The sequence below is a fragment of the Caballeronia sp. A2-2 genome, from assembly GCF_057612605.2.
The window spans coordinates 2091012-2114587 of sequence record NZ_CM172587.1 but is presented as its reverse complement, the minus strand read 5'-3'; the positions used below and the strand labels follow the sequence as shown (position 1 = coordinate 2114587).

The window sequence follows — 23576 nt, the reverse complement described above, 5'->3', positions numbered from 1 at the left end:
GCTGGCATGTTGACCATCTTAGAATCGACATAAAGATTGTCAACAATTCAATTTAAAAATAGCCGTGGAAGGTGATGGTGACGAGGGTGTGACAAGCCTTGCTGCCAATGCTGGCTTGACTTCCCGGCGATTCCGCTAGTTTTTGTCAGCATTGCCGCCACTTTTTTGTCAACAATCCCATGCGGCTTTGTGGTGCTCGTCTCGAAGCAAGTATGGTGCAAAGAAAGACGGTTAGTTGCCTTAATGACTCAAAAATATGGCGCTCTTGAAAGAGCGCCCTTTCTACAACTCAAGCCAGATGCGGGAAGTCCGTCATTCGCAGCGTGAAGCCGCGTTCGGTCGCATTCAAATGCGCGTTGGCGCCGAAGGGCAGCGTCACCAGATCATCGACGTGTCCGAACTGCAAACCCGTGACGATCGGAATGCCCGTCACCCGTCGCATCTGCTCGATCATGGTTTCGAGCGTGTAGCCGTTGTCGTAGTCGGCCAGCTTTCCGCCGGAGAACTCGCCCATCACGATCGCTTGCTGCCGGCCGAGCACGCCCGCCTGATGCAGTTGATACAGCATCCGCTCGATGCGAAACGGATGCTCGTTCACATCCTCGATAAAGAGAATGCCGCCCTCCACCGGCGGCAAATACGGCGTGCCGACGAGCGACGCCAGAATCGCGAGATTGCCGCCCCACAGCATGCCGCTCGCGTCCACCGTCTGACGCTGCGGAACGTGGCTCGTGAGTGTGAGCGTCGGATGGGAAATGGCTTGCCAGAAGTGCTGCATGGTGAAACTGCTGACTTCCTCCGCGCCGAAATTCCCGGCGAACATAGGACCACCGAAGGTTTTAACGCCTGACTGAGCGAACAGCGCGCATTGAATCGCCGTGAAATCGCTATGTCCGACGATCGCGATCGGCTGATCGCGCAAACGCCGCAATCCTTCGTAGTCCAGCCCATGCAGCAGCCGCGAAGCACCGTAACCCCCGCGCACCGCCAGCACGATATCCGGCAAACGACGCGCGGGATCGGCAAGCCGGTTGAGGTCGTCGGCGCGTTCGGCATCCGTGCCGCCGAAGCGCTGAAACCGTCGATGCGTCGCCTCCACATTTTCCAGCCGATGCCCTTCCTTGCGCAGACGCCGCAAGCCGCGCTCGATCGCCGCCGGGTCTTGCGGATAGCCGGAAGGCGCCACGAGTTCGATGGTGCGTGTTTTCATTCTTGATTCGTTTTGGATGAAGATTCGGCTTCGCAAGCGCGGCGTGCATCGCGTTCCTCGCGAGCGAGCCGCCGGCGTTCCGCGAAAAAATTCTTGAGCGCGTGGCCGCATTCGTCGGCGAGCACGCCGCCGGTGACTAACGTATGATGATTCAAGCGCTCGTTCGCGAAGACATCGACGACGCTGCCGCACGCGCCCGTTTTCGGGTCCGCCGCGCCGTAGATCACACGCGCGATGCGCGCATGCATGATCGCGCCCGCGCACATCAGGCAAGGCTCCAGCGTGACATAAAGCTCGCAACCTGGCAGCCGGTAGTTCCGCAACGTTTGCGCTGCGGCGCGCAGCGCGGCCATTTCGGCATGCGCGGACGGATCGTGTCCGCGAATCGGATGATTGAAACCGGTCGCGATGACTTCATCGCCACACACGATCACTGCGCCCACGGGCACTTCGCCTTCACGGCGCGCGTCTTCGGCGGCCTCGCGCGCGAGCGCCATGAAACGGCGGTCGCGCTCATCGGCAAGAGATGATTCGTGCTGCGTCAAGATGGGTCCGGCTCCGGCTCGGTACGCGATTGCGCCCGCTTGCAAAGCCGCTCCGCGATGCGCCTTCGATACTCATGCGGCACGCAGCAACTCCCTCGCAGCGACTCCAGCGCCATGTCGAGCGCGAGCATGCGCGCCTGAATCTGGCAACGCACCGCGCTGTCCGTCACGCGGTCGAGCTCGTCCTGCAGATCGCGCAAGGCGCGAAGCTGCTCGACGGCCGGCGGGACGAAACCCGCGTTTTTGAGGATGCGATTGGCGACGCGCACTTCCTCGGGCACGAGGAGGTCATCGTCGAATTCGAGCGGTTTGCCCGCTCCCGGCAGATTCCTGAACTCGCCACGCGAGGCGGCTTCGTGGATCCGCTGTTCGACTAAAGCATCTAGCAATTTCATCGGGGATAACGGCGGCTTGGCCCGTAGGCGGCAGCGGCCTGACACGATTTCCGTTGGTTAGCATGACGTCGAATGCTGCCGGAACGACGCTTGAACGACGCGGTTCGGCAATGATCGACACGCAACTCGTATTTTACCAGTGGCTCACGCGGGCTTTCGTCCGTCTTCATGGAGCACTTGCTGGATCACATGGTATACCGGTTATACGCTTGCTTTCCACAAAAAATACCGCACTGCATCACGCTGCGCGCGTATAGCCTTCGGTCGCGTGCAAAAGGCGGCGCGTGTATTCGTGCTCAACGTCATGCGCCCTCACCGCCTCGATCCCCGCCTGTTCGACGATTTCACCATTGCGCATGACGGCGACGCGCTGACAGAGAAACCCGACCACCGCCAGATTGTGGCTGACGAGGATCATCGTGAGCCCGCGTTCGTCGTGCAGGCGGTGCAGCAGGTTGAGGATTTCCGCCTGCACGGAAACATCGAGCGCGGAAGTCGGTTCGTCGAGCAGCAACACGCGCGGCTCGACGATCAACGCGCGCGCGATCGACACGCGCTGCCGCTGCCCGCCCGACAGTTGATGCGGATACCGAAAGCGGAACGCCGCGCCCAGTCCGACTTCATCGAGCGCGGCGAGAATGCGCTGGTCTTCATCGCCGATGCCATTGATCGCGAGCGGTTCGCGTAACGTTTTATCGACCGTGAAGCGCGGATGCAGCGAGCCATACGGGTCTTGAAACACCATCTGCACGTCGCGGCGGCGCGCTTCGCCCGAGCCGATGCGCATGGTCCCTTCCGCGAGCGGCGTGAGACCGGCGAGCGCGCGCAGCAAGGTCGATTTCCCGCTGCCCGATTCGCCGACCAGACCGAATACTTCGCCTTCCTCTACATGCAGCGAGACATCGCGCACGGCATCGACGAAACCGGTTTTCGTGCGAAAGCGGATGCTCGCGTGTTCGATGTCGATCATTCGTAGGCACCGGTAAGCCACGCGGGATCGCGTTTTAAAGTCGGCAACGCGCCGGGTGGATTCACGAGCGGCGGATTCGCGGCGAGCAGCCCGCGCGTGTACGGATGCCGCGCGTTCGGCAGATTGCGCGCGGCGCAGGTTTCGACGACGCGCCCGCCGTACATCACCGCGACGCGATCGCAGAACGACATCACCAGCGGCAAATCGTGGCTGATAAAAACAAGCCCGGTGCGATGCCGCGCGATCATTTCATCCAGCACGGCGAGCACTTGCATCGACACGAGCACGTCGAGCGCGCTGGTGGGTTCGTCGGCGATGAGCAGGCGGGGACCTGCGAACACCATCATCGCGATCATCACGCGCTGGCCCATGCCGCCGGATAGCTCGTGCGGATAGGCATCCGCGACGCGTTCAGGTTCGCGGATATGCACCGCCGCGAGCGCCTCGACGATACGCGCGCGCATGGCCTTTCGACTCAACCGCTCGCCTTGGCGCGCGAAGGTTTCGCGCATCTGCTGCGCGACGGTCATCACGGGATTCAGCGAAAATTTCGGGTCTTGCAGGATCATGCTCATCTGCGTGCCGCACAGACGGCGACGCGCGCCCGGACGCATGGCGAGCAAATCCTGCCCGTCGAAACGCAGCGCATTGGCCGACCACTTCGCTTCGGGCGGCAAGAGACCGAGCAGCGCGCGCCCCGTCAGCGACTTCCCCGAACCCGATTCCCCGACGATCCCAAGCCGCTCGCCCGGCGCGAGCCTGAGCGACACGCCGCGCACGGCCGAAGTGAGCGTGCCATCGTGATTCGGAAACGAGATTTCCAGTCCGTCGATTTCCGCGAGCACGCCGGACATATCAGCCTCCATGACGCGGATCGAAGACATCGCGCAGACCGTCGCCGAGCAGATTGAACGCGAGGCTGACGGCGAGAATCGCAAGACCCGGAATGGTCGCGACCCACCATGCATCGAGCAGCACGTTACGACCCGACGCGACCATATAGCCCCATTCCGGACTTGGCGGCTGCGCGCCCAGCCCCAGAAAACCCAACCCCGCCACCGCGAGGATGATGCCCGCCATGTCGAGCGTCGCGCGCACGATCACCGACGACGAACACAGCGGCACGATATAGCGCAACAAAATCCGTCCATGCGATGCCCCCGCGAGCCGCGCCGCGTGGATGAAATCCGCCTGCGCCAGCCGCAGCGATTCCGCCCGCGCCAATCGCGCGTAAGGCGGCCAGGCCGTGATCGACAGCGCGATGACCGCGTTGAGCACGCCCGGCCCGAGCGCCGCCGCGAACGCCAGCGCGAGCACGATCTTCGGAAACGCCAGCGCGACATCCGTGATGCGCATGAGCGCCGTATCGACGAAACCGCCGCAATAGCCCGCGACGGTGCCCACCAGCAAGCCGACCGGCACGACCAGCACGACCACCAGCACGGCAATGGACAAAGTGAGCCGCGAACCGTGCACGAGCCGCGAAAGAATGTCGCGCCCGAGTTGGTCCGTGCCGAACCAGTGCGCAGCGCCCGGCGGCGTCAGACGCTCGGAAAGCACTTGCCGCAGCGGGTCCTGCGTCACGAGAAGCGGCCCGATCAACGCCGCGACAATCAGCACGAGCAGAATGGCCAGCCCAAGCATGCTGAGCGGATTCGATGCAAAGCGCCGCCATCGCCGATACGCGCGTCCGAGCGCGGCCTGTCGCGGCGAATCGGGCGTGTCGGTCAGGAGCCACGCGCGCCAGGATGACCGCGCGGGTTTCATCGACAGTAACTCCACGAGCAGACTTTCTCCATGTCAACGCACGCGCGGATCGAACACGCGGTACAGCGCGTCGGTCAGCAGATTAAGGGCGATGAACGTCGCGCCGATCACGAGCGTGCTGCCGAGCACGGCGTTCATGTCGGCATTGAGCAGCGCGCCCGTCAGATACGAACCGATGCCCGGCCACGCGAACACGATTTCGGTCAGCACCGAACCTTCCAGCAGATAGCTGTACGCCAGCGCGATCACCGTGAGCAAAGGCACCGCGATATTGCCGAACGCGTGCCGCCAGATCACGCGGTGCTCGGGTAGTCCCTTGGCGCGCGCCGTCGTCACGTACTCTTGATTCAGTTGTTCGAGCATGAACGAGCGCGTCATGCGCGACAGATACGCGATCGAATAGAACGCGAGCACGCCTGCGGGGAGCGCGATATGCGAGAACGCGTTTTTGAAGACATCCCACTCGCCGGCGATCATAGAATCGATCAGCAGACTGCCGGTGCGTGTATCGACCATGCCGTCATAGAGTGGATCGAGGCGCCCCGGCCCCGACACCCAATGCAGCCGCGCGTAGAACAACAGCAGGCCCATCAGCGCGAGCCAGAACACCGGCACCGAACTACCCGCCAAACCGATGACCCGCGCGACGTGATCCACCGCGCGGTTATGCTTCACCGCCGCGATGACACCGAGCGGCACGCCCACCATCACGCCGACGAAAGTCGATAACGTAGCGAGTTCGAGTGTCGCCGGAAACACGCGCCTGATATCGTCGATGACGGGATTCGCCGTCAGCAGCGACACGCCGAGATGCCCATGCAGCACATCGCGCGCGTACAGAAAAAACTGTTCGATGAGCGGCTTGTCCAGCCCCAGTTGCACGCGCGCCGCCGCATACGCCGCCGCGGATGCGCGGTCGCCGAGAATGGCGAGCACCGGATCGATCGGAATTTTGCGGCCGATGAAGAACGTGATCGCAAGCAGGCCCGTGAACGTCACGACGAGCATCGCAATCCAGCGCGCGAACGCCAGCACCACGCGCACGCCGCCGCGCTGCGCGCTCGCCGAGCGCATTCGATCGAAAAGCGTGAGTGCGCTCACTGCTTCTGGATAGTGCGGTACGAAACGAGATCGTTGATCGGCCCGACTTCCAGCCCGCTCACGCCCGGCCGCGCCGCCACCTGCGACACCTTCTGGAACATGATGACGAACGGCGAACGCGTCAGCACTTCCTTCTGCATCGACTGATAGAGTTGCGCGCGTTTTTGCGTGTTGCTTTCCGCGAGCGCGGCGTTGGTTTCCTTCGTCAGTTCGGGGATTTCCCACGCATTGCGCCACGCCAGCATCTTGAAGCTCGACAGGTCAGAATTGTCGGGATTCCAGACGAAACCCTGCGCGTTGCTGTGCGGATCGATATAGTCCGCCGACCATTCGCCGATATAGATGTCATGCTGCCGCGCACGATATCGCCCGAGCGTCTGCTTGTTGTCGCTCGGCATGAGCTGCACCTTGATATTCGCGAGCGCGAGATTCGCCTGCACGGCCTGCGCGATTTCGCTGTACGGATAGTCGTTGCGCACGTCCATTTTCACGGTGAAGCCATCCGCGAGACCTGCCTTCGCGAGCAGAGCCTTGGCCTTCGCGACGTCCTGATGATACGGATTGTCATTGACCGCGCCGAGGAAACCTTCGGGCAGGAAGGCTTCATGCACCTTGTAAGTGGTGCGGATGATGTTCTTCTGGATGCCCTGATAGTCGATCAGCCACTTCATGGCTTCCCACACTTCGGGCTTGGCGAGATTCGGATTCTTGTTGTTCAGACCCAAGTACATGAGCGTGGCCTGCGGCACCGCCGTGACCTTGATCTTGCCCGCTTTCGAGAGCGTGTCGAGATCGTCGGGACTCAGATCGCGTGCCACGTCGATGTCACCGTTCTCGATCATCAACCGCTGGCTCGCCGCTTCCGTGACGTGCCGCAGCACGATGCGCTTCATCGCGAGCGGCACGCGATAACCGTCGAAGCGCTGCAACACGATGCTGTCGTTGGCCGTCCACTTCACGAGCTTGTACGCGCCCGAACCGGCTTCGTTGGTCTTGAGCCAGTCGTTGCCGTAGTCGTTGCCCTTCGCATGCGATTCCGCCAGCTTGCGGTCCACCACCGACGCGGGCCACGAACCGAGCACGTTGAGCACGAAAGTCGGCGCGTAACGCTGATCCGTGGTGACGGAAACGGTCGTATCGTCGATCTTCTTCACGTTCTGCAACGCGTTCGCCTTCGACAGCCCGATGCCCGCGAGCACCGCCGCCGCGCCCTTGTCGAGCAGCACGGTGCGCTGGATGGACCACGCGACGTCATCGGCGGTGAGCGGGTTGCCCGAATGGAACTTGAGGCCGGGGCGCAGTTTGAACGTATATGTGAGACCGTCGGGGCTCACGGTCCATGATTGCGCGACGTCGCCGTTGAATTTCGACGGGTCTTTCAGATCGACGCGAATCAGCCGGTCGTATGTGTTCGCGGCGTATTCCTCCGGTACCAGTTCGTAGATTTCGCCGGGATCGAGCGAGGTGAATTCGTCCAATAACGTTGCCATGACGAACATGTCCTTGGGCGTTTCCGCGAGCGCCGCGTTCGTTGCGAACCCCGCCGTCAGCGCCGATGCCAGCATGACCGCCGCCGCCAATGCTTTTTTCATGGAGTCTCGTCCTGTGGAGGTGGATGCCGCGTTCACATCAGCCGCAGCGGGCCGCTTTCTTCGTTGTCGATCAGCGCGAGTTCGCGCGAGCCCGGCAGTTCGTAATGCCACCATTCGCTCTTGATGTGTTTGAAGCCCGCGCCGAGCATTACGCCGAGCAGCAGCGTGCGGTTGTGCTGAACGTGCTCCGGCAAGCCGGGGTGGAAGTGTTCGGACTCGGGGACCATTGCATCGAAACCGGTGCCCATGTCGAGTTCGTGTCCTTCCTTATCGACCAGCGTGAGGTCGATGGCCGTGCCACGGCTGTGATTCGAGCCGCGATCCAGCGGCGCGATGAACGTGGCGTCCGGCAGGAAGTCCCAGAGCACCTTTTGCGCTTGCGGCGGGCGGTAGGCATCGAACAATTTGAGCTTCATGCCGAAGCTTTGCGCGATCTCGACGGCCTTGCGCAACGCGGCCTCGGCGGGTTCGAGCAAAAGGCAATGCGCCGCCTTGTAGATCGGCTTGCCAGTGAGATTGCGATCCGTGGCGTAGACCAGATCGATCTGGACGTGATGCGTTTCGGGAGTGATGGGCAACAGCGAAGAACGGGTCATGTAAGCGGTTCGTATCGTTTCATTCCGATAGACGAACCTTACCCCGTTAGAAAAATTGGCGAAAGCCTTTAGTTCGGGTGGGTTTGGGGGGGTTTAGGGAGTTAGAGGCCAGCGTGAGAGGGTTTCGTGCTTTGAATGACCGAGATGGCTGCGTACTAGCACGAATTCGTGGGCGGTGAAGTGGATGGGGGTGACGAAGTGGCGCTCTATGCGACGGTCGTCGTACAGCAGGGTAATGTGCGGAACGAAGCGTGGGTGGCGATGGCGCGTGCCGAACTTTTCGCTGAGCGCGTTTTCGAGTGTGGCGATGGATTCAGTCGCGTCGCCTGCGAGCACGAGCGGGTGTTTGGATCGACGGCCTGAAAAGGTTTCGATGCGGTTGAGGGTGACTTCGGTGCGTGGCAGCGTGATTGTCGATGCGGCGTCGCAGGCCTGCTGCATGAGGTCGGCGGGAAGGCCATCGAACGCGCCGAGATAGTGAAGCGTGATGTGCAGCCGTGAAGAGGGAATCGTGCGTGTGGTTAGCTTGTGAGAAGCGCGAAGCCGCTCGGCGATCTGCGCGCGTGCGGCTTCGTCGGGGAGGATGGCAAAAAAGAGGGAATCGGTGAGACGCGGCGACCGCGATCTTTCAGACGTTAGCTCTTCCATATTCGTCTCCTGCTTTTAGAGGAATCGCTTTGAGCTTCTCAAACAAGATTACTTTGAGAGTGCACGTCCTTCATAAGCCTCCAGAATCAACGGTTTGGCACTTTCGAACTCAGAGAAACCGTTGATCGACACCTCCAAATCTCCCGTCCCCCAATGGCCGAAATTTCGGGCATCCCGAGCATTGCTTGGAAAAGGGTCTAGCTTCTCTGGATCAAGGTGAAGGAACAGCAGAAAGCGAGACTTCTGCGGTACGATTGACGCGAAGTTTTTAAGCCGCTTGAACGCAACATAGAGCTTGAGTTCCTTGCGCTGAACGTCATCTCCCAGCGAGCTGATGAAGTCTTCCAGTGACGTCAGAAGCTCCAGCATCGCGGGAGGATACTGTTCGATCCATTCGGTGTAACTCTTGTCGCCAGTATTGGTTGACTTGACTGAACTCGGCTGGACGATTTCTGCCGGCCTAGGAGCAACGATCAAGGGGTTGGCCAGCTTGGTCACGCTCGGTAGCTTAAGACTGGATTTCGGCTTTGAAGCGCTGGTTGCGTTGACCAACTCCAACAAAAGCAAGTCGGCACCGAAACGACGATAGCGGATCAGCTCGACGTTTCGATTGATCTGCTGAACCGCGTGAACGTCATAACGCGTGAAGTCGGCTGCAATGCAGAGGAGTCGCGGCGCACTCCAGTCAATCAGGGAAGCAGAACCGTGTCCGATTTTCTCCATCGCAAGCAGCTTGAATTCCGCTTGATGGTCCATTAGCCAATCGAGGTAAAACAAACCTTGATTGATTACGTTCTCGCCGACAGACCGCTTGTACTCCAGAATGACCGGACAGTTGTTTTCGTCGATTCCTAAAGAATCGATGCGCCCCGAATGTGTCTTGCCCGTCGCGTGCTCGGTTGCCAGAAAGCGAATTCCGAGCAGCGTCTCAAGATTGTTTTCTATGAGCGTCTGCAATGGCTTTTCGAGATCTGAAGCTTGGCCGTCCAACTCTGTAGCTGTTCCGTCGAGCAGCTTGAATAGCTTGATGTCACTCATTCTCTTTACTTATCAACCGCAATAATCAAACCATCAGCCGCGCAAGCACAAGATTCGCGCCTTTAAGCGTCAGCTCCGAAATGTCACGCAAAACTTGTTCGACGTCCGGAGCTTCTCCAACACTCACTCCCACTCAATCGTAGCCGGCGGCTTCCCCGAAATGTCATAAACCACCCGATTCACTCCCCGCACCTCATTGATGATCCGATTCGACACATGCCCGAGCAGATCATGCGGCAGATGCGCCCAATGCGCCGTCATGAAGTCCAGCGTCTGCACCGCCCGGAGAGCGACGACATACTCATAAGTACGCCCATCGCCCATCACACCGACGCTTTTCACCGGCAGGAAAACCGCGAACGCCTGACTCGTGAGGTCATACCAAGACTTCCCCGTCTCCGGATCGATGGTATTGCGCAACGTCTCGATGAAAATCGCATCCGCGCCACGCAGCAGGTCCGCGTACTCACGCTTCACTTCACCGAGAATCCGCACACCCAAGCCCGGCCCCGGGAACGGATGCCGATAAACCATCGCAGGCGGCAGCCCAAGCTTCACGCCCAACTCCCGCACTTCATCCTTGAACAATTCCCGCAACGGCTCAAGCAACTTCAGATTCAACGTCTCCGGCAACCCGCCGACATTGTGATGACTCTTGATCGTCGCCGCGCCCTTCTTCCCCTTCCCCGCCGACTCGATCACATCCGGATAAATCGTGCCCTGTGCCAGCCACTTTGCATCGGTAATCTTCTGCGACTCGGCATCGAACACTTCCACAAACTCCGCGCCGATGATCTTGCGCTTCGCCTCCGGGTCCGTCACACCGGCGAGCTTTTGCAGGAACGCTTCGCTTGCATCGACGTGAATCACCTTGACGCCGAGGTGATCGGCGAACGTCGACATAACCTGCTTCGCTTCGTCCTGACGCAAGAGACCATGATCGACGAACACGCACGTCAGTTGATCGCCAATCGCGCGATGCAGCAGCGCCGCCGCCACCGACGAATCCACGCCACCCGAAAGACCCAGAATGACGTGCTCATCGCCGACTTGTGCGCGGATCTTTTCCACCGCTTCGTCGATGTAATGCCCCATCTCCCAGTCCGCCTTCGCGCCGCACAAACCGAGCACGAAGCGTTCGAGCATCGCGCGGCCCTGCACGGTGTGGGTGACTTCCGGATGCCATTGCAGGCCGTAGAAGCGGCGGTCGTCATCGGCCATCGCGGCAATCGGGCAGGACGGGGTGGAAGCCATCAGCTTGAAGCCGGCGGGCATGTCCACGACCTTGTCGCCGTGGCTCATCCAGACTTTGAGCATGGACTCACCGGAAGCGCGCTTGAAATCGTCGATGCCTTCCAGAAAGCCCGTATGGTTCAACGCCTGCACTTCCGCATAACCGAACTCGCGCACGTGGCCGAGTTCCACTTTGCCGCCGAGCTGATCGGCCATCGTCTGCATGCCGTAACAGATGCCGAGCACCGGCACGCCCAGGTCATAGACGATCTGCGGCGCGCGCGGCGACTTCGCCTCGGTGACCGAATTCGGCCCGCCCGACAGGATGATGCCCTTCGGCGCGAATTCGCGGATGAAGGTCTCATCGACGTCATACGGATGGATTTCCGAATAGACGTGCGCCTCGCGGATGCGCCGCGCAATCAGTTGGGTGACTTGTGAGCCGAAATCGAGAATCAGGATTTTGTCGTGCATGGCTGCGGCCAAAGGCTAATTAAACGTTCGAATGATGGATGCTTCCGGCCGCTTGCGCGCGGCCCTGAAACCAATAAATCAACGGCCGGCACGAGGGCCGACCGTTGTAGTTGCCGCTTGCGCGCCCGTGTCGCTTTTGTCGCAGGCGCTTCAGCGTGGCGCTCCGTTCGCCGGATCGACGCGTCGCCCGGTGATCGGATCGATCTCGCCGCTGATGACAGGCTCAATGCGCTTGCCGGTCAACGGATCGATCTCGCGCCCGGTGACGGGATCGAGCGTTCGGCCCGTCACGGGATCGAGCGTCGCGCCGGTGATCGGATCGACCGCGCCGCCATCCATTGCGCGCGTGAGTGTGCGCCCGCTGACCGGATCGACGGCCGTGGCTGCCGGTGCGCGCGCTGATGGACGGATCGCGTTGTCGTCCGGCGTCACGATGACGTCATCGCGCTTCACCGCCGCGCTCCTTTCAGCACGCTCCGCCGATTCCGCGCCCGCCCGCGCCGCCCGTTCCCGACGCCGCACGGCCGATGACAACCGCACGCTGCCGACCCCGAGCACGACCAGCACGAACCCGACGCCCGCCGCAATCGTCTGCCCGAACGCCTCGACATGCGGCGTATGCAGCGCGAGCAGCCACACCAGCACGACCACGCCCGACAACCACTCGACATGACCCGCGACACGCGCCGCCCGCGCGGTCAGCGCGCCGTCGATCGCCGCATGAAACGCAAGCCACGCGAGCCCGATCAGCGCGATGCCGAACAGCAACCCGATGAAAGCCGGGTCCACATGAATCGGCGTGAGTTGCAGCCCCTCGTATAGCCCGGCCCAGGGCGTGAGCACGAACAGCAGGCCGAACGCCAGAAAAATCAGGGCATTCAGTATGAGCACGACCCGCAGCAAGGGCTTCATGTTCGGTCCGCGTGGTTAGCGTTTAGCGACGTTAGCCGCGATCAATCGACGTGGTAATTCGGCGCTTCCTTGGTGATCTGCACATCATGCACGTGCGACTCGCGCATGCCCGCCGCCGTGATCTGCACGAACTCGGCCTTGTCGTGCAACTCGGCGATGGTGCGGCAACCGCAATATCCCATGCTCGCGCGCACGCCGCCCACGACCTGAAACAGAATGGCGTTGACCGAACCCTTGTACGCGACGCGCCCTTCGATGCCTTCCGGCACCAGCTTGTCGATGTTCGCGGAGTTGTCCTGGAAGTAGCGGTCCGCCGCGCCGTCCTTCATCGCGCCGACCGAGCCCATGCCGCGATACGCCTTGTACTGACGCCCTTGATACAGGAACACGTCGCCCGGCGATTCTTCCGTGCCGGCGAGCATGCTGCCCATCATGACGACATTCGCGCCCGCTGCGAGCGCCTTGGCGACATCGCCGGAGAAACGCGCGCCGCCATCCGCGATACACGGAATGCCGCTGCCGCGCAGCGCTTCCGACACGTTGGCGATGGCCGTGATCTGCGGCACGCCCACGCCCGCGACGATCCGCGTCGTGCAGATGGAGCCGGGACCGATGCCGACCTTCACCGCATCCGCGCCGTATTCGACGAGCGCCTTCGCGGCCGCTGCGGTAGCGATGTTGCCGCCGATGACCTGCACCTTCGGATAGTTTTGCTTGACCCAGCGCACGCGTTCCAACACGCCCTGGCTGTGACCGTGCGCGGTATCGACGACGATCACGTCCACGCCCGCCGCCGCCAGCAGCTCGACGCGCTCTTCGTTGTCCGGACCCACGCCCACCGCCGCGCCCACGCGCAGCTTGCCGTCTTCATCCTTGCAGGCGTCCGGGTTTTCGGTCTGCTTGGTGATGTCCTTCACCGTCATCAGGCCGCGCAGTTCGAACGCGTCGTTGACCACGAGCACACGTTCCAGCCGATGCCCGTGCATCAGCGCCTTCGCTTCCGCCAGTGACGTGCCTTCGCGCACCGTCACGAGACGATCGCGCGGCGTCATGATGTTGCGCACCGGCTCGTCCAGACGCTCCTCGAAGCGCAGATCGCGATTGGTGACGATACCGATGAGCTGCGCACCTTCCACCACCGGAAAGCCGGAAATGCCGTGCTGTTGCGTGAGGGCGATGACATCGCGCACGCGCATGGTCGGCGGCACGGTGATCGGATCGCGCACCACGCCGGATTCGAAGCGCTTGACCTTCGCGACTTCGCGCGCTTGCTCTTTGGCAGTGAGATTCTTGTGAACGATGCCGATGCCGCCCATTTGCGCCATCGCGATGGCCAGACGACCTTCGGTGACCGTATCCATGGCGGCGGACACGAGCGGCATGTTCAGGGAGATGTTGCGGGTGAGTTGAGACTTCAGGCTGGTGTCGCGCGGGAGAACGCTGGAGAACGCGGGCACGAGGAGCACGTCATCGAATGTGAGTGCTTTCTGGATCAGACGCATGGCGAATCCTATGGGCGCAAAAGCAGATTATACCGATAGTTCTTCGGGTTTTCACTGTCCGAACAGCAGCTTAGGCCGCAAGCTCGCAAGAACCGCGCCGGTTGCAGCTTTCGACAAGACGCGCCTTCATGCGCGCTGTTACGCTGCGCGCGGTCATGGGATTTTCGATTCGGAGTCGGGCAATGCGGCGTGGAGTGATGTACGGAATGTCGGCGGGCGCGATCTGGGGTTTCATCTTTCTCGCGCCGCGCCTGTTGCCGGATTTCTCGCCGCTGATGCTAAGCATCGGGCGCTATCTCATGTATGGCGCGGTGTCGCTGGTGGTCGCGCTGCCGTTCGCGCGCGGGCTGCTGGCACGGCTTACGCGCGCCGATCTTATAGCGCTGGTGAAGCTGGCGCTCGTCGGCAATCTGCTTTACTACATGCTTTTGGCTCAGGCTGTGCAACTCGTGGGCGTGGCGCCATCGTCGCTGATCGTGGGAATTTTGCCGGTGACCGTGACGCTCGCGGGCCGGCGCGATCACGGCGCGGTCGAATTGCGCCGCCTCGCCGTGCCGCTGATGCTGGTGCTCGCAGGCATCGCGTGTATCAACCTGGATGTGTTCACGGCCGATGGCGCCACGCAAGCCGCAAGCGTGCTCAAACGTCTCGCGGGCCTGGCCTGCGCCGTTGGCGCGCTCGCGACGTGGACGTGGTACGCCGTCGTCAACGCGCGCTATCTTCAGGCGAACGATCATTTCGACGGCAACGAGTGGTCCGTGCTGTGGGGCGTGGTGACGGGCGCGCTCGGCGCACTGCTCGGCTCGATCGTCTGGATGCTGCCCGCAGGCACCGTGCAGGCCGCCGTGCCCGCCGCGCGCTGGCAGCATTTCTGGATGGTCTGCGCCGCGCTCGCCGTGGTGGGATCGTGGTGCGGCAACATGCTGTGGAACGCGGCGCAGCGTCGTTTGCCGCTGACGCTGTCCGGTCAGATGATCGCCTTCGAAACGCTGTTCGCGCTGCTTTACGCGTTCGTGTATGACCAACGCTGGCCGCGCGTGCCGGAAGTTTTGGCGATCGTGTTGTTGCTGGCGGGCGTGCTGTGGTCCGTGCGGCTGCACGCGGCGGAACCGTCGCTGGATGCGCGCGAAGCGCCCGCGCATTGAAAGCGCCTCAGCGCGTTTCCTTCGACTGCCACTTGCGCCCTTCGATCGATCCGGCCTTGCGCGTCTTGTCCACGCGCCGTTGCCGCGCGGTTTTCGGGTCCACCTTCAGCGGCCGATAAATCTCCACGCGGTCGAAATCCGCAAGCGCCGCATCGAGCGGTTGAATCTTGCCGAACACGCCGACCTTCCCGCTCGCCACATCGATTTCCGGATGACGCGCGAGCACGCCGCTGGCCTCGATGGCATCGCGCACGGTCGCGCCGTCCGACAGTTCGACGCGAGCCGAGAAGCTCGCGCCATCGGCCAGACCATAACAAACGTCGATGCGAAGGCTCATTTCTTGCCGAAGCGCTGGTCGGCGCGCTTGACGAACGAATCGACGAACGTGTTCGCGATATGGCCGAACACCGGGCCGATGAGCTTTTCCAGCAGCACGTTGGAGAACTCGTAATGCAGCGCGAATTCGATCTTGCAGGCGTCCGCGCGCAGCGGCGTGAAGTGCCAGAAACCGGTGAACTTCTTGAAAGGGCCGCTCAGGAACTCCATATCGATGTTGGTCGGCCGCTTCTGCACGTTGCGCGTGGCGAAGTGCTGCTTGATGCCCTTGAAGCTGATGTCGATCTTCGCTTCCATGCTGGTCTCGTCCTGACGGCCGATCTCCACGCCGCTGCACCACGGCAGGAAATTGGGGTAGTCGGCGACATCGGTGACGAGGTCGAACATTTCTTCCGCTGAATGGCGGATCAATACGGTTTTCTGGACGTCGGCCATAAGGGCGCAGCGGATGACTTCGGGTTGGTCTGTTCTGGCGGCGGCGTTCGACTTTCGCTGGAACACCGCCGGGCGCGCGTTCGTGCATCGTGGTGCGCGCTGCTAGAATCGGATTTTAAACGAGTTGAGCACTTTCCATTCATGAGCATCATCGACAACAGAAAAGCCTTCTTCGATTACTTCATCGAGGAACGCTACGAAGCCGGTCTCGTGCTCGAAGGCTGGGAAGTCAAGGCATTGCGCGCGGGACGTGGGCAGATCAAGGAAGGATATGTCGTCATCAAGCAGGGCGAGCTGTTTTTGATCGGCACGCATATCAGCCCGCTGCCGGAAGCATCCAAATTCGCCAATCTCGATCCGGTGCGCACGCGCAAGCTGCTGCTGCATCGCGAGCAGATCGATAAGCTCATCGGCAAGGTCGAGCAGCGCGGGCACACGCTCGTGCCGCTGAATTTCCACTACAAGGAAGGCCGCGTGAAATGCGAGATCGGTCTGGCGAAGGGCAAGAAATTGCACGACAAGCGCGAGACGGAGAAGAAACGCGATTGGGAGCGGGAGCGTGCGCGGTTGATGCGGACGGCGGCGAGGTAACGAAAAAGGGGCGCGGTTTGCGCCCTTTTTGTTATTGCGGTCCATTGCCCCAATGTGCCGATGACGTAGCGCGACATTTTGTCGATTGCAACATTCAGCCAAGACACAAGCGCGATAATTCTGGATGTTCACGAAGTTAGAAGCCAATTGATGAGCGAGATCGCAGACCTGAAGTACGTAAAGCTAGACCCTATTTCCCTGAAAGCTCACGCGCAGTTTGGCGAGCGCTGGATTCAAGAACGAATCGCAGAGGATCCATCCATTCTCGGACTGGGCGATTTGGTTTTCAAAGACAAGGAACGCATCCATCCAGGCGCAGGCCGATTGGACATTCTCTGTCAGGATACCGAGTCCAGCCGTCGTTACGAGATCGAAATCCAGCTTGGGAAGACCGACGAATCCCACATCATTCGTACGATCGAGTATTGGGACATCGAACGGAAGCGGTACCCACAATACGAACATGTCGCGGTGATTGTCGCAGAGGACATTACGAGCCGGTTCTTGAATGTCGTGAACCTTTTTAATGGATTCATCCCGCTGGTTGCCATTCAGGTCAAGGCATTTCGCACCGGCAACCACGTTTCGCTGGTCTTTACTAAAGTACTCGACGAACGAACCTTAGGCTTAGTCGAGGAAGACGAGGAAATCTCTGAAACCACAGATCGCACATTCTGGGAAAAACGAGGAAGCAAAACTACCGCAAGCCTTGCGGACGACGTGTTGAAGCTAATCAACGAATTTGCACCCGACCTTTCATTAAAGTACAACAAGTTCTACATTGGGCTGGCTGACCGGCAAGGACGCCCGAACAATTTTGTCACTCTAAGACCGCGAAAAAGCTGGTTGGGAATCGCCATTCGTTTGCCGCAGGACAAAGCAATCGAGACGAGATTGGACGAGGCAGGCCTGGATGTTCTGGAATATACCGCCCATGGAGGACGATACAAAATCCGACTCACCAAGAAAGAGCTGGAGGAGCATCACTCATTTCTTTCTGAGCTTTTCCGACTCGCCCACGGTGACGTAAACGTATAAAGCGTTGCGCGTTTGCGCGGGACATCCGGAACACAAGCACTACTCCGGATGACCCATCGTCTTAGACTTTCTTGACGCCCGTCCCACCCTCACCCTTCACAATCGCCAGCGCCGACGCGATCATCGAACTCATATCCGACATATTCCCCGGCACGATCAGCGTATTCCCCGTCTTGGCCAGATTGCCGAACGCGCCGACATATTGTTCGGCCACCTTGAGATTCACCGCTTCCATCCCGCCCGCCGTCTGAATCGCAGCTCCAATTTTCTCGATGGCGTGCGCATTCGCTTCCGCCACCGCGAGAATGGCCGACGCCTCGCCCTGCGCCTGATTGATCGCTGCCTGACGCTCGCCTTCCGACTTCTGAATGGCCGCCTCGCGCGCGCCCGACGCCAGATTGATCTGCTCCTGCCTGCGCCCTTCCGATGCCGCGATCAGCGCGCGCTTCTCCCGCTCGGCGGTGATCTGCTGCTGCATCGCGTGGAGAATTTCCTTGGGCGGCGTGAGATCCTTGATCTCGTAACGCAGCACTTTCACACCCCAGTTCGACGCGGCTTCATCCAGCGCATTCACAATGCTCTGGTTGATGAAATCCCGCTCCTCGAAGGTCTTGTCCAGTTCCAGTTTGCCGATGACCGAACGCAGCGTGGTTTGCGACAACTGCGTGATCGCAAAGACAAAGTTGCTCGATCCATACGACGCTTTCATCGCGTCCGTCACCTGAAAATACAGCACGCCATCCACCTGCAACTGCGTGTTGTCGCGCGTGATGCAAACCTGACTCGGCACTTCGAGCGGAATCTCCTTGAGCACGTGCTTGTAGGCAATTCGGTCGATGAACGGTAGCACGATATTCAGCCCCGGCGTCAACGTGCCGTGATAGCGGCCGAGCCGTTCGAGAATCCATGCGTGCTGCTGCGGAACGATCTTGACCGTATTCACCACGATCACAATCGCAATAACGAGCAGGATGGGCGCGATATACATTGTGTAACTCCTTTTTTATTGAACGTGAGAGGCGGCTTACGTCTTTGCAGCGACGATGAGCCGGCACCCGTCGAGCGCGGTAATGCGATAGAACCGCGCGTGTTCGGTTTCGCCCGGCGCGAGTTCGACATCCCATTGCGCGCCGCGATACATCGCGCGGGCGTGGCCGTCGCGCCATTGCGCCACTTCCAGCGTCTCGCCGATATCGAGATTCACGGCGGAATCGCGCGAGGCGTCGCGCCGCTTCCAGCTACCGAAGCGCGAGCGCCGCAACACGCCTACCGCGATCAACGCGACGAGCGCGGCCAACATCATCTGCACATGCGGCGCCGCGCCCAGCCAATGCGCGATGCCGCCCGCCACGAGCCCTACCGCGACCATCAGCAGATAAAACGTCCCGGTGAACAACTCCGCGACGATCAGCACGCCGGCCGCGACCCACCACATCAGTCCGCCTGTGACCATGACACGCCTCCAAACAAAAACACCCCGGAAAAGTCCGGGGTGTTTTTTATAGCACGCCTGCGCTTTTCCGTAAGCCACCGGAAAGCCATTAAGCCTACTGACGACTTATTTTGACAACGTCGTCGCCAGCTTCTGCCACGTCTCGATGATCGTGTCCGGATTCAACGACATCGATTCGATGCCCTGCTTCGCCAGCCACTCGGCCAGGTCCGGATGATCCGACGGCCCCTGACCGCAAATGCCCACGTACTTCTTCAGGCGCAGACACGTTTCGATGGCGCGGCTCAGCATGAACTTCACCGCGTCGTCACGCTCGTCGAAGTCGGCGGCCAGCAGTTCCATGCCGGAGTCGCGGTCGAGGCCGAGCGTAAGCTGCGTCAGATCGTTCGAGCCGATCGAGAAGCCGTCGAAGCGTTCGAGGAACTGCTCCGCGAGAATCGCGTTGGACGGCACTTCGCACATCATCACGAGCTTGAGATCGTTGACGCCGCGCTTCAGACCGAACTTGCCGAGCAGTTCGACCACGCGGTCCGCCTGCTTCACCGTGCGCACGAACGGCACCATGATCTGCACGTTGTCCAGGCCCATTTCCTCGCGCACCTTCTTAAGCGCGATGCATTCCATGTGGAACGCCTCGGCGAAGTCGTCCGCGATATAGCGCGACGCGCCACGGAACCCGAGCATGGGATTCTCTTCGTCCGGCTCGTAACGCGAACCGCCGATCAGCTTCTTGTACTCGTTCGACTTGAAGTCCGACAGACGCACGATGACGGGCTTCGGATAGAACGCCGCCGCGATCGTGGCGATGCCTTCGGTCAGCTTGTCGACATAGAACGCACGCGGCGATGCATGACCGCGCGCGACGCTCTCGACGGCTTTCTTGAGATCCGCATCGATGTTCGGATATTCGAGAATCGCCTTCGGATGCACGCCGATATTGTTGTTGATGATGAATTCGAGCCGCGCCAGACCCACGCCCGCGTTCGGCAACTGCGCGAAGTCGAAGGCGAGTTGCGGATTGCCGACGTTCATCATGATCTTGACCGGAATGGCGGGCAGTTCGCCGCGCTGCACTTCGGTCACTTCGGTTTCGAGCAGGCCATCGTAGATCTTGCCTTCGTCGCCTTCCGCGCACGACACGGTGACGAGCGCGCCGTCCTTCAGAATGTCGGTGGCGTCGCCACAACCGACCACCGCCGGCACGCCCAGTTCGCGCGCGATGATCGCCGCGTGGCACGTGCGCCCGCCGCGATTGGTCACGATGGCCGATGCGCGCTTCATCACCGGTTCCCAGTTCGGGTCGGTCATGTCGGCGACGAGTACGTCGCCCGGTTGCACGCGCTCCATTTCCGACGGATCGTGAATGACGCGCACCGGACCCGCGCCGATCTTCTGGCCGATCGCGCGGCCCGTGGTCAGCACGTTCGACTGGCCCTTCAGCTTGAAGCGCATCTCGGCCTTGCCCGCGGCCTGGCTCTTAACCGTCTCAGGACGCGCCTGCAGAATGAAGATCTTGCCGTCGCGGCCGTCCTTGCCCCACTCGATGTCCATCGGACGCTCGTAGTGCTTCTCGATGATGACCGCGTACTTCGCGAGCTGAATGACGTCTTCGTCCGTGATGGAGAAGCGGTTGCGCTGCTCGTGCGGTACATCGACGGTCTTCACGCGGCCCGCTTCGCCCGCCTTCGTGAACTCCATCTTGATGAGCTTGGAGCCGATGGAACGGCGGATGATCGGATACTTGTTCTGTTCGAGCGTGGTCTTGAAGACGTGGAATTCGTCCGGATTCACCGCGCCCTGCACGACCGTTTCGCCCAGACCATAGCTCGACGTGATGAACACGGTTTCCTTGAAGCCGGATTCGGTATCGATGGTGAACATGACGCCCGCCGCGCCGACATCCGAACGCACCATGCGCTGCACGCCCGCCGACAGCGCGACTTCCGCATGCGTGAAGCCCTTGTGGACGCGATACGAGATGGCGCGGTCGTTATAGAGCGACGCGAACACGTGCTTCATGCGATCGAGCACGTCTTCGATGCCGACCACGTTGAGATAGCTTTCCTGCTGGCCCGCGAAGGACGCGTCCGGCAAATCCTCGGCGGTCGCGGACGAGCGCACGGCGAACGATAGCTCGTCGGGCGAGCCGTTCTGAAGGATATCGAACTGACGGCGGATTTCGTCTTCGAGGCGCGGCTGCATGGGCGCGTCGATGATCCACTGACGGATTTCCTTGCCGCATTCGGCAAGCGCCTTGACGTCATCGACATCGAGCGTTTCGAGGCGCTTGGCGATGCGTTCGGTCAGGCTGTTGTGCTGGAGGAAGTCGCGAAAGGCGAGCGCGGTCGTGGCGAAGCCGGTCGGCACCTGAACGCCCGCTTCGGAAAGCTGGCTGATCATTTCGCCGAGCGACGCGTTCTTGCCCCCGACGATTTCCACGTCGGTCATTCGCAACTGCTCGAATGGAACTACATACGCCTGATCCTTTGCGACATCGTTCGCAACATTGACTGCGTTAGTCATACAAGCCCCTAAGGTGGATGGAATTCTCGATCGCACGAGTGGGCTTATATGCGCGCGCGCTCATTGGAAGCGCATGCGCATCTCGCACAACCTGTTTGATAAACCTTCGGGGAACTCGCGCCGCTGAACCGAGGCGCGATCAAAAAGAAACGGGGAGTCGAAAAATCTGCTCGAAAACGTGGAGCGATGCGACAACCAGCCACGAACCGACCGCGATTTGACGAAAATCCGATTCAATTTGTCCGCAATTGCTTATCGAACAGGTTTGCCGCTATTCTACCTTGACGCTTTTCAAAATTGTCCCGGCCGGGACAGTCATTACAAGGCAAAATCGAGGCCTTTGACGCCCGTTGGTGGGTGAGCATACAGAGAAGCTCATCGCAGTGCAAAACCGGCGGTCAGTAACCTTAACACAGGTTTTTCAGGCGGCCGTGTTCGAATGCCACCGCCTTAACTCGTTCTCAAACTCGCCGATGCCGCCTTCCGTATTCATCGTCTCCGACGGTACCGGGATCACCGCTGAAACCTTCGCGCACTCGATCCTGGCTCAGTTCGACCAAAAATTCCGCCTCGTGCGCGTGCCCTTCGTCGATTCCATCGACAAGGCGTATGCCACCGTGGAGAAGATCAACGAAGCCATCGCGCTCGACGGGCGCCGGCCGATCGTCTTCACCACGCTCGTGGACAGCGCATCGAACGAAGTCGTCAAGGGCTGCAATGCGCTCGTGCTCGACATGTTCCAGACGTTCATCGAACCGCTGGAACACGAACTGGAAATCAAGTCCACGCATGCCATGGGCCGCGTGCACCAGAACGCGGATACCGAGGAGTACAAGAACCGCATCGAGGCGATCAACTTTTCGCTCGCGCACGACGACGGTCAGTCGAACCGCAATCTGGCGGACGCGGATGTGATTCTCGTGGGCGTATCGCGCAGCGGCAAGACGCCGACGAGCCTTTACCTCGCCATGCAGTACGGCGTGAAGGCGGCGAACTATCCGCTCATTCCCGAAGACTTCGAGCGCGGCAAGTTGCCGACTCCGCTGCTGGAACATCGCGGGAAGATGTTCGGCTTGTCGATCGACCCGCAACGGCTTTCGGAGATTCGCAACGAGCGGCGGCCGGGCAGCAAGTACGCGGCCATCGAAAACTGCCGTTACGAGATCAACGAAGCCGAGATGATGATGAAGCGCGAAGGCGTCAAGTGGCTGTCCTCGACGCACAAGTCCATCGAGGAAATCGCCACGACGATTCTGCAAGAGGTCAAGCCGGAGCGGCCTTCTTACTATTGAACGCGGTCTGCTGGCGGCATTGCTCGAACAGGCAAATGGCAGCCGCCGCAGCAACGTTGAGCGATTCCATGCCGCCCGGTTGAGGAATGGTCACGCGATGCGTCACGGCATCGCGCCAGACCTGCGACACGCCCGCGCCTTCGTTGCCGAACACCCAGGCCTGCGGACCTGACAAGTCGCAATCGTAGATGGCTTGCGCGCCGTGTGAATCGGTGATGGTGACCGGCACATCCAGACGTGCGATGAGGTCATTCGCTTCGACATCCTCTACGATATCGAGGAGGAAATGCGCGCCCATGCCCGAGCGCAACACCTTCGACGACCACGCGTAAGCCGTGCCCGGCGCGCAGAACACGCGCGATACGCCCGCTGCCGCCGCGCTGCGCAGGATCGAGCCGACATTGCCCGCGTCCTGAATGCCGTCGAGGATCACGCAAGTTTGCGTCACGCGATCAGGCAACGCGGTGTCGATCTTTTCCACCAGCAGCAACATGCCGACGCCGTGCACGACGCTCGAAAGCTGCCCGAACAAAGCATCCGGCAACACCACCACCCGCTTTTCTTCGATGCGTGCGACGATCGCCCGCGCTTCTTCATGCGCGAGCGCGCCTTCGGTAACGACGCAGGTTTCGGGCTGGCCCGCTGCATCCAGATAAGCCGACGCAAGATGCAGCCCTTCGAGCAGCGCATGACCGCTGCGGCGCTGTTGCGCGGTCGAACCGGCGAGCGCCTTCAGGCGTTTATAGAGCGGGTTGTCCCGCGAGGTAATCGGTTTCACTT

General features: G+C 60.9%; 24 protein-coding genes. 4 read left to right on the top strand and 20 right to left on the bottom strand.

What is annotated here, in order from left to right; translation table 11 throughout:
* Positions 1–289: 289 nt before the first annotated feature.
* From ldcA to guaB, 14 genes are all read right to left on the bottom strand, one after another.
* Complete coding sequence (gene ldcA, locus ACZCWR_RS10030; RefSeq protein WP_487300618.1) at positions 290–1210, bottom strand: muramoyltetrapeptide carboxypeptidase; 921 nt, start codon at positions 1208–1210, stop codon at positions 290–292.
* Positions 1207–1755, bottom strand: a complete 549-nt coding sequence (tadA, locus tag ACZCWR_RS10025) for a tRNA adenosine(34) deaminase TadA (protein WP_487300617.1) — start codon at positions 1753–1755, stop codon at positions 1207–1209. The genes ldcA and tadA overlap by 4 nt, the downstream gene beginning before the upstream one ends.
* Positions 1752–2150, bottom strand: coding sequence for a DnaJ family domain-containing protein (locus ACZCWR_RS10020; protein ID WP_487300616.1), 399 nt, complete (start codon positions 2148–2150; stop codon positions 1752–1754). The genes tadA and ACZCWR_RS10020 overlap by 4 nt, the downstream gene beginning before the upstream one ends.
* Before the next feature lie 238 nt (positions 2151–2388).
* On the bottom strand, positions 2389–3120 hold the full coding sequence (locus tag ACZCWR_RS10015) for an ABC transporter ATP-binding protein (protein ID WP_487300615.1): 732 nt from the start codon (positions 3118–3120) through the stop codon (positions 2389–2391).
* Positions 3117–3974, bottom strand: coding sequence for an ABC transporter ATP-binding protein (locus tag ACZCWR_RS10010; protein WP_487303298.1), 858 nt, complete (start codon positions 3972–3974; stop codon positions 3117–3119). The genes ACZCWR_RS10015 and ACZCWR_RS10010 overlap by 4 nt, the downstream gene beginning before the upstream one ends.
* 1 nt (position 3975) lies before the next feature.
* Entirely contained in the window at positions 3976–4887 is a 912-nt protein-coding gene (nikC, locus tag ACZCWR_RS10005) for a nickel transporter permease (RefSeq protein ID WP_487300614.1), read from the bottom strand.
* Between the two features lie 33 nt (positions 4888–4920).
* Positions 4921–5961 (bottom strand): ABC transporter permease, encoded by a 1041-nt coding sequence (locus tag ACZCWR_RS10000; protein WP_487303297.1) that lies wholly within the window; start codon positions 5959–5961, stop codon positions 4921–4923.
* Between the two features lie 23 nt (positions 5962–5984).
* The gene (locus ACZCWR_RS09995) at positions 5985–7553 is read right to left on the bottom strand and encodes an ABC transporter substrate-binding protein (protein ID WP_487303296.1); all 1569 of its coding nucleotides are present in this window, start codon (positions 7551–7553) and stop codon (positions 5985–5987) included.
* 59 nt (positions 7554–7612) lie between these two features.
* Positions 7613–8176 carry a D-alanyl-D-alanine dipeptidase gene (ddpX, locus tag ACZCWR_RS09990; RefSeq protein WP_487300613.1) on the bottom strand — a complete coding sequence of 188 codons (564 nt, stop codon included), beginning with the start codon at positions 8174–8176 and terminating at the stop codon, positions 7613–7615.
* 93 nt (positions 8177–8269) lie between these two features.
* Complete coding sequence (gene thpR, locus ACZCWR_RS09985; protein ID WP_487300612.1) at positions 8270–8824, bottom strand: RNA 2',3'-cyclic phosphodiesterase; 555 nt, start codon at positions 8822–8824, stop codon at positions 8270–8272.
* A gap of 48 nt (positions 8825–8872) precedes the next feature.
* Complete coding sequence (locus ACZCWR_RS09980) at positions 8873–9862, bottom strand: DUF5655 domain-containing protein (RefSeq protein WP_487300611.1); 990 nt, start codon at positions 9860–9862, stop codon at positions 8873–8875.
* Between the two features lie 123 nt (positions 9863–9985).
* A complete protein-coding gene (gene guaA / locus ACZCWR_RS09975) occupies positions 9986–11569 on the bottom strand; it encodes a glutamine-hydrolyzing GMP synthase (protein ID WP_487300610.1) in 1584 nt (527 codons plus the stop codon).
* 150 nt (positions 11570–11719) lie between these two features.
* The gene (locus ACZCWR_RS09970; RefSeq protein WP_487300609.1) at positions 11720–12481 is read right to left on the bottom strand and encodes a hypothetical protein; all 762 of its coding nucleotides are present in this window, start codon (positions 12479–12481) and stop codon (positions 11720–11722) included.
* Positions 12482–12522: 41 nt separating this feature from the next.
* Positions 12523–13983: an IMP dehydrogenase gene (guaB, locus tag ACZCWR_RS09965; RefSeq protein ID WP_487300608.1), complete on the bottom strand. Its 1461-nt coding sequence runs from the start codon at positions 13981–13983 to the stop codon at positions 12523–12525.
* A gap of 182 nt (positions 13984–14165) precedes the next feature.
* Between guaB and ACZCWR_RS09960 the strand changes: the two genes are divergently transcribed.
* Complete coding sequence (locus tag ACZCWR_RS09960) at positions 14166–15128, top strand: DMT family transporter (protein WP_487300607.1); 963 nt, start codon at positions 14166–14168, stop codon at positions 15126–15128.
* A 7-nt stretch (positions 15129–15135) separates the two neighbouring features.
* Here the strand turns inward: ACZCWR_RS09960 and ACZCWR_RS09955 are convergent, their stop codons facing one another.
* Together ACZCWR_RS09955 and ACZCWR_RS09950 are read right to left on the bottom strand one after the other, a co-directional pair.
* Positions 15136–15465, bottom strand: coding sequence for an RnfH family protein (locus ACZCWR_RS09955; protein WP_487300606.1), 330 nt, complete (start codon positions 15463–15465; stop codon positions 15136–15138).
* Positions 15462–15899, bottom strand: coding sequence for a type II toxin-antitoxin system RatA family toxin (locus ACZCWR_RS09950; RefSeq protein ID WP_487300605.1), 438 nt, complete (start codon positions 15897–15899; stop codon positions 15462–15464). The genes ACZCWR_RS09955 and ACZCWR_RS09950 overlap by 4 nt, the downstream gene beginning before the upstream one ends.
* A gap of 141 nt (positions 15900–16040) precedes the next feature.
* Between ACZCWR_RS09950 and smpB the strand changes: the two genes are divergently transcribed.
* On the top strand, positions 16041–16490 hold the full coding sequence (smpB, locus tag ACZCWR_RS09945; protein WP_487300604.1) for an SsrA-binding protein SmpB: 450 nt from the start codon (positions 16041–16043) through the stop codon (positions 16488–16490).
* Between the two features lie 150 nt (positions 16491–16640).
* Positions 16641–17528, top strand: a complete 888-nt coding sequence (locus ACZCWR_RS09940; RefSeq protein ID WP_487300603.1) for a hypothetical protein — start codon at positions 16641–16643, stop codon at positions 17526–17528.
* A 61-nt stretch (positions 17529–17589) separates the two neighbouring features.
* Here the strand turns inward: ACZCWR_RS09940 and ACZCWR_RS09935 are convergent, their stop codons facing one another.
* The 3 genes from ACZCWR_RS09935 to ppsA form a co-directional block, all read right to left on the bottom strand.
* Positions 17590–18516 (bottom strand): SPFH domain-containing protein, encoded by a 927-nt coding sequence (locus tag ACZCWR_RS09935; RefSeq protein WP_487300602.1) that lies wholly within the window; start codon positions 18514–18516, stop codon positions 17590–17592.
* Positions 18517–18552: 36 nt separating this feature from the next.
* Positions 18553–18981, bottom strand: coding sequence for an NfeD family protein (locus tag ACZCWR_RS09930; protein WP_487300601.1), 429 nt, complete (start codon positions 18979–18981; stop codon positions 18553–18555).
* A 105-nt stretch (positions 18982–19086) separates the two neighbouring features.
* Positions 19087–21504 carry a phosphoenolpyruvate synthase gene (gene ppsA, locus ACZCWR_RS09925; RefSeq protein ID WP_487300600.1) on the bottom strand — a complete coding sequence of 806 codons (2418 nt, stop codon included), beginning with the start codon at positions 21502–21504 and terminating at the stop codon, positions 19087–19089.
* Positions 21505–21977: 473 nt separating this feature from the next.
* On the opposite strand from ppsA, the gene ppsR reads away from it, so the two are divergent.
* A complete protein-coding gene (gene ppsR, locus ACZCWR_RS09920) occupies positions 21978–22796 on the top strand; it encodes a posphoenolpyruvate synthetase regulatory kinase/phosphorylase PpsR (RefSeq protein ID WP_487300599.1) in 819 nt (272 codons plus the stop codon).
* Here the strand turns inward: ppsR and ACZCWR_RS09915 are convergent.
* Entirely contained in the window at positions 22768–23574 is an 807-nt protein-coding gene (locus tag ACZCWR_RS09915; protein WP_487300598.1) for a TrmH family RNA methyltransferase, read from the bottom strand. The genes ppsR and ACZCWR_RS09915 overlap by 29 nt on opposite strands.
* Between the last annotated feature and the right edge of the window lie 2 nt (positions 23575–23576).

What these genes read in the sequence shown, in the direction of transcription:
- ACZCWR_RS09970 (WP_487300609.1), bottom strand. Translation starts at nt 12,481, where the DNA reads ATGAAGCCCTTGCTGCGGGTCGTGCTCATACTGAATGCCCTGATTTTT.
- ACZCWR_RS09960 (WP_487300607.1), top strand. Translation starts at nt 14,166, where the DNA reads ATGCGGCGTGGAGTGATGTACGGAATGTCGGCGGGCGCGATCTGGGGT.
- ACZCWR_RS09995 (WP_487303296.1), bottom strand. Translation starts at nt 7,553, where the DNA reads ATGCTGGCATCGGCGCTGACGGCGGGGTTCGCAACGAACGCGGCGCTC.
- ACZCWR_RS10020 (WP_487300616.1), bottom strand. Translation starts at nt 2,150, where the DNA reads ATGAAATTGCTAGATGCTTTAGTCGAACAGCGGATCCACGAAGCCGCC.
- ppsR (WP_487300599.1), top strand. Translation starts at nt 21,978, where the DNA reads ATGCCGCCTTCCGTATTCATCGTCTCCGACGGTACCGGGATCACCGCT.
- guaA (WP_487300610.1), bottom strand. Translation starts at nt 11,569, where the DNA reads ATGCACGACAAAATCCTGATTCTCGATTTCGGCTCACAAGTCACCCAA.
- ppsA (WP_487300600.1), bottom strand. Translation starts at nt 21,504, where the DNA reads ATGACTAACGCAGTCAATGTTGCGAACGATGTCGCAAAGGATCAGGCG.
- thpR (WP_487300612.1), bottom strand. Translation starts at nt 8,824, where the DNA reads ATGGAAGAGCTAACGTCTGAAAGATCGCGGTCGCCGCGTCTCACCGAT.
- smpB (WP_487300604.1), top strand. Translation starts at nt 16,041, where the DNA reads ATGAGCATCATCGACAACAGAAAAGCCTTCTTCGATTACTTCATCGAG.
- nikC (WP_487300614.1), bottom strand. Translation starts at nt 4,887, where the DNA reads ATGAAACCCGCGCGGTCATCCTGGCGCGCGTGGCTCCTGACCGACACG.
- ACZCWR_RS10010 (WP_487303298.1), bottom strand. Translation starts at nt 3,974, where the DNA reads ATGTCCGGCGTGCTCGCGGAAATCGACGGACTGGAAATCTCGTTTCCG.
- ACZCWR_RS09930 (WP_487300601.1), bottom strand. Translation starts at nt 18,981, where the DNA reads ATGGTCACAGGCGGACTGATGTGGTGGGTCGCGGCCGGCGTGCTGATC.
- ldcA (WP_487300618.1), bottom strand. Translation starts at nt 1,210, where the DNA reads ATGAAAACACGCACCATCGAACTCGTGGCGCCTTCCGGCTATCCGCAA.
- ddpX (WP_487300613.1), bottom strand. Translation starts at nt 8,176, where the DNA reads ATGACCCGTTCTTCGCTGTTGCCCATCACTCCCGAAACGCATCACGTC.
- ACZCWR_RS10000 (WP_487303297.1), bottom strand. Translation starts at nt 5,961, where the DNA reads ATGCGCTCGGCGAGCGCGCAGCGCGGCGGCGTGCGCGTGGTGCTGGCG.
- ACZCWR_RS09980 (WP_487300611.1), bottom strand. Translation starts at nt 9,862, where the DNA reads ATGAGTGACATCAAGCTATTCAAGCTGCTCGACGGAACAGCTACAGAG.
- guaB (WP_487300608.1), bottom strand. Translation starts at nt 13,983, where the DNA reads ATGCGTCTGATCCAGAAAGCACTCACATTCGATGACGTGCTCCTCGTG.
- ACZCWR_RS09955 (WP_487300606.1), bottom strand. Translation starts at nt 15,465, where the DNA reads ATGAGCCTTCGCATCGACGTTTGTTATGGTCTGGCCGATGGCGCGAGC.
- ACZCWR_RS09935 (WP_487300602.1), bottom strand. Translation starts at nt 18,516, where the DNA reads ATGTATATCGCGCCCATCCTGCTCGTTATTGCGATTGTGATCGTGGTG.
- ACZCWR_RS10015 (WP_487300615.1), bottom strand. Translation starts at nt 3,120, where the DNA reads ATGATCGACATCGAACACGCGAGCATCCGCTTTCGCACGAAAACCGGT.
- ACZCWR_RS09940 (WP_487300603.1), top strand. Translation starts at nt 16,641, where the DNA reads ATGAGCGAGATCGCAGACCTGAAGTACGTAAAGCTAGACCCTATTTCC.
- ACZCWR_RS09950 (WP_487300605.1), bottom strand. Translation starts at nt 15,899, where the DNA reads ATGGCCGACGTCCAGAAAACCGTATTGATCCGCCATTCAGCGGAAGAA.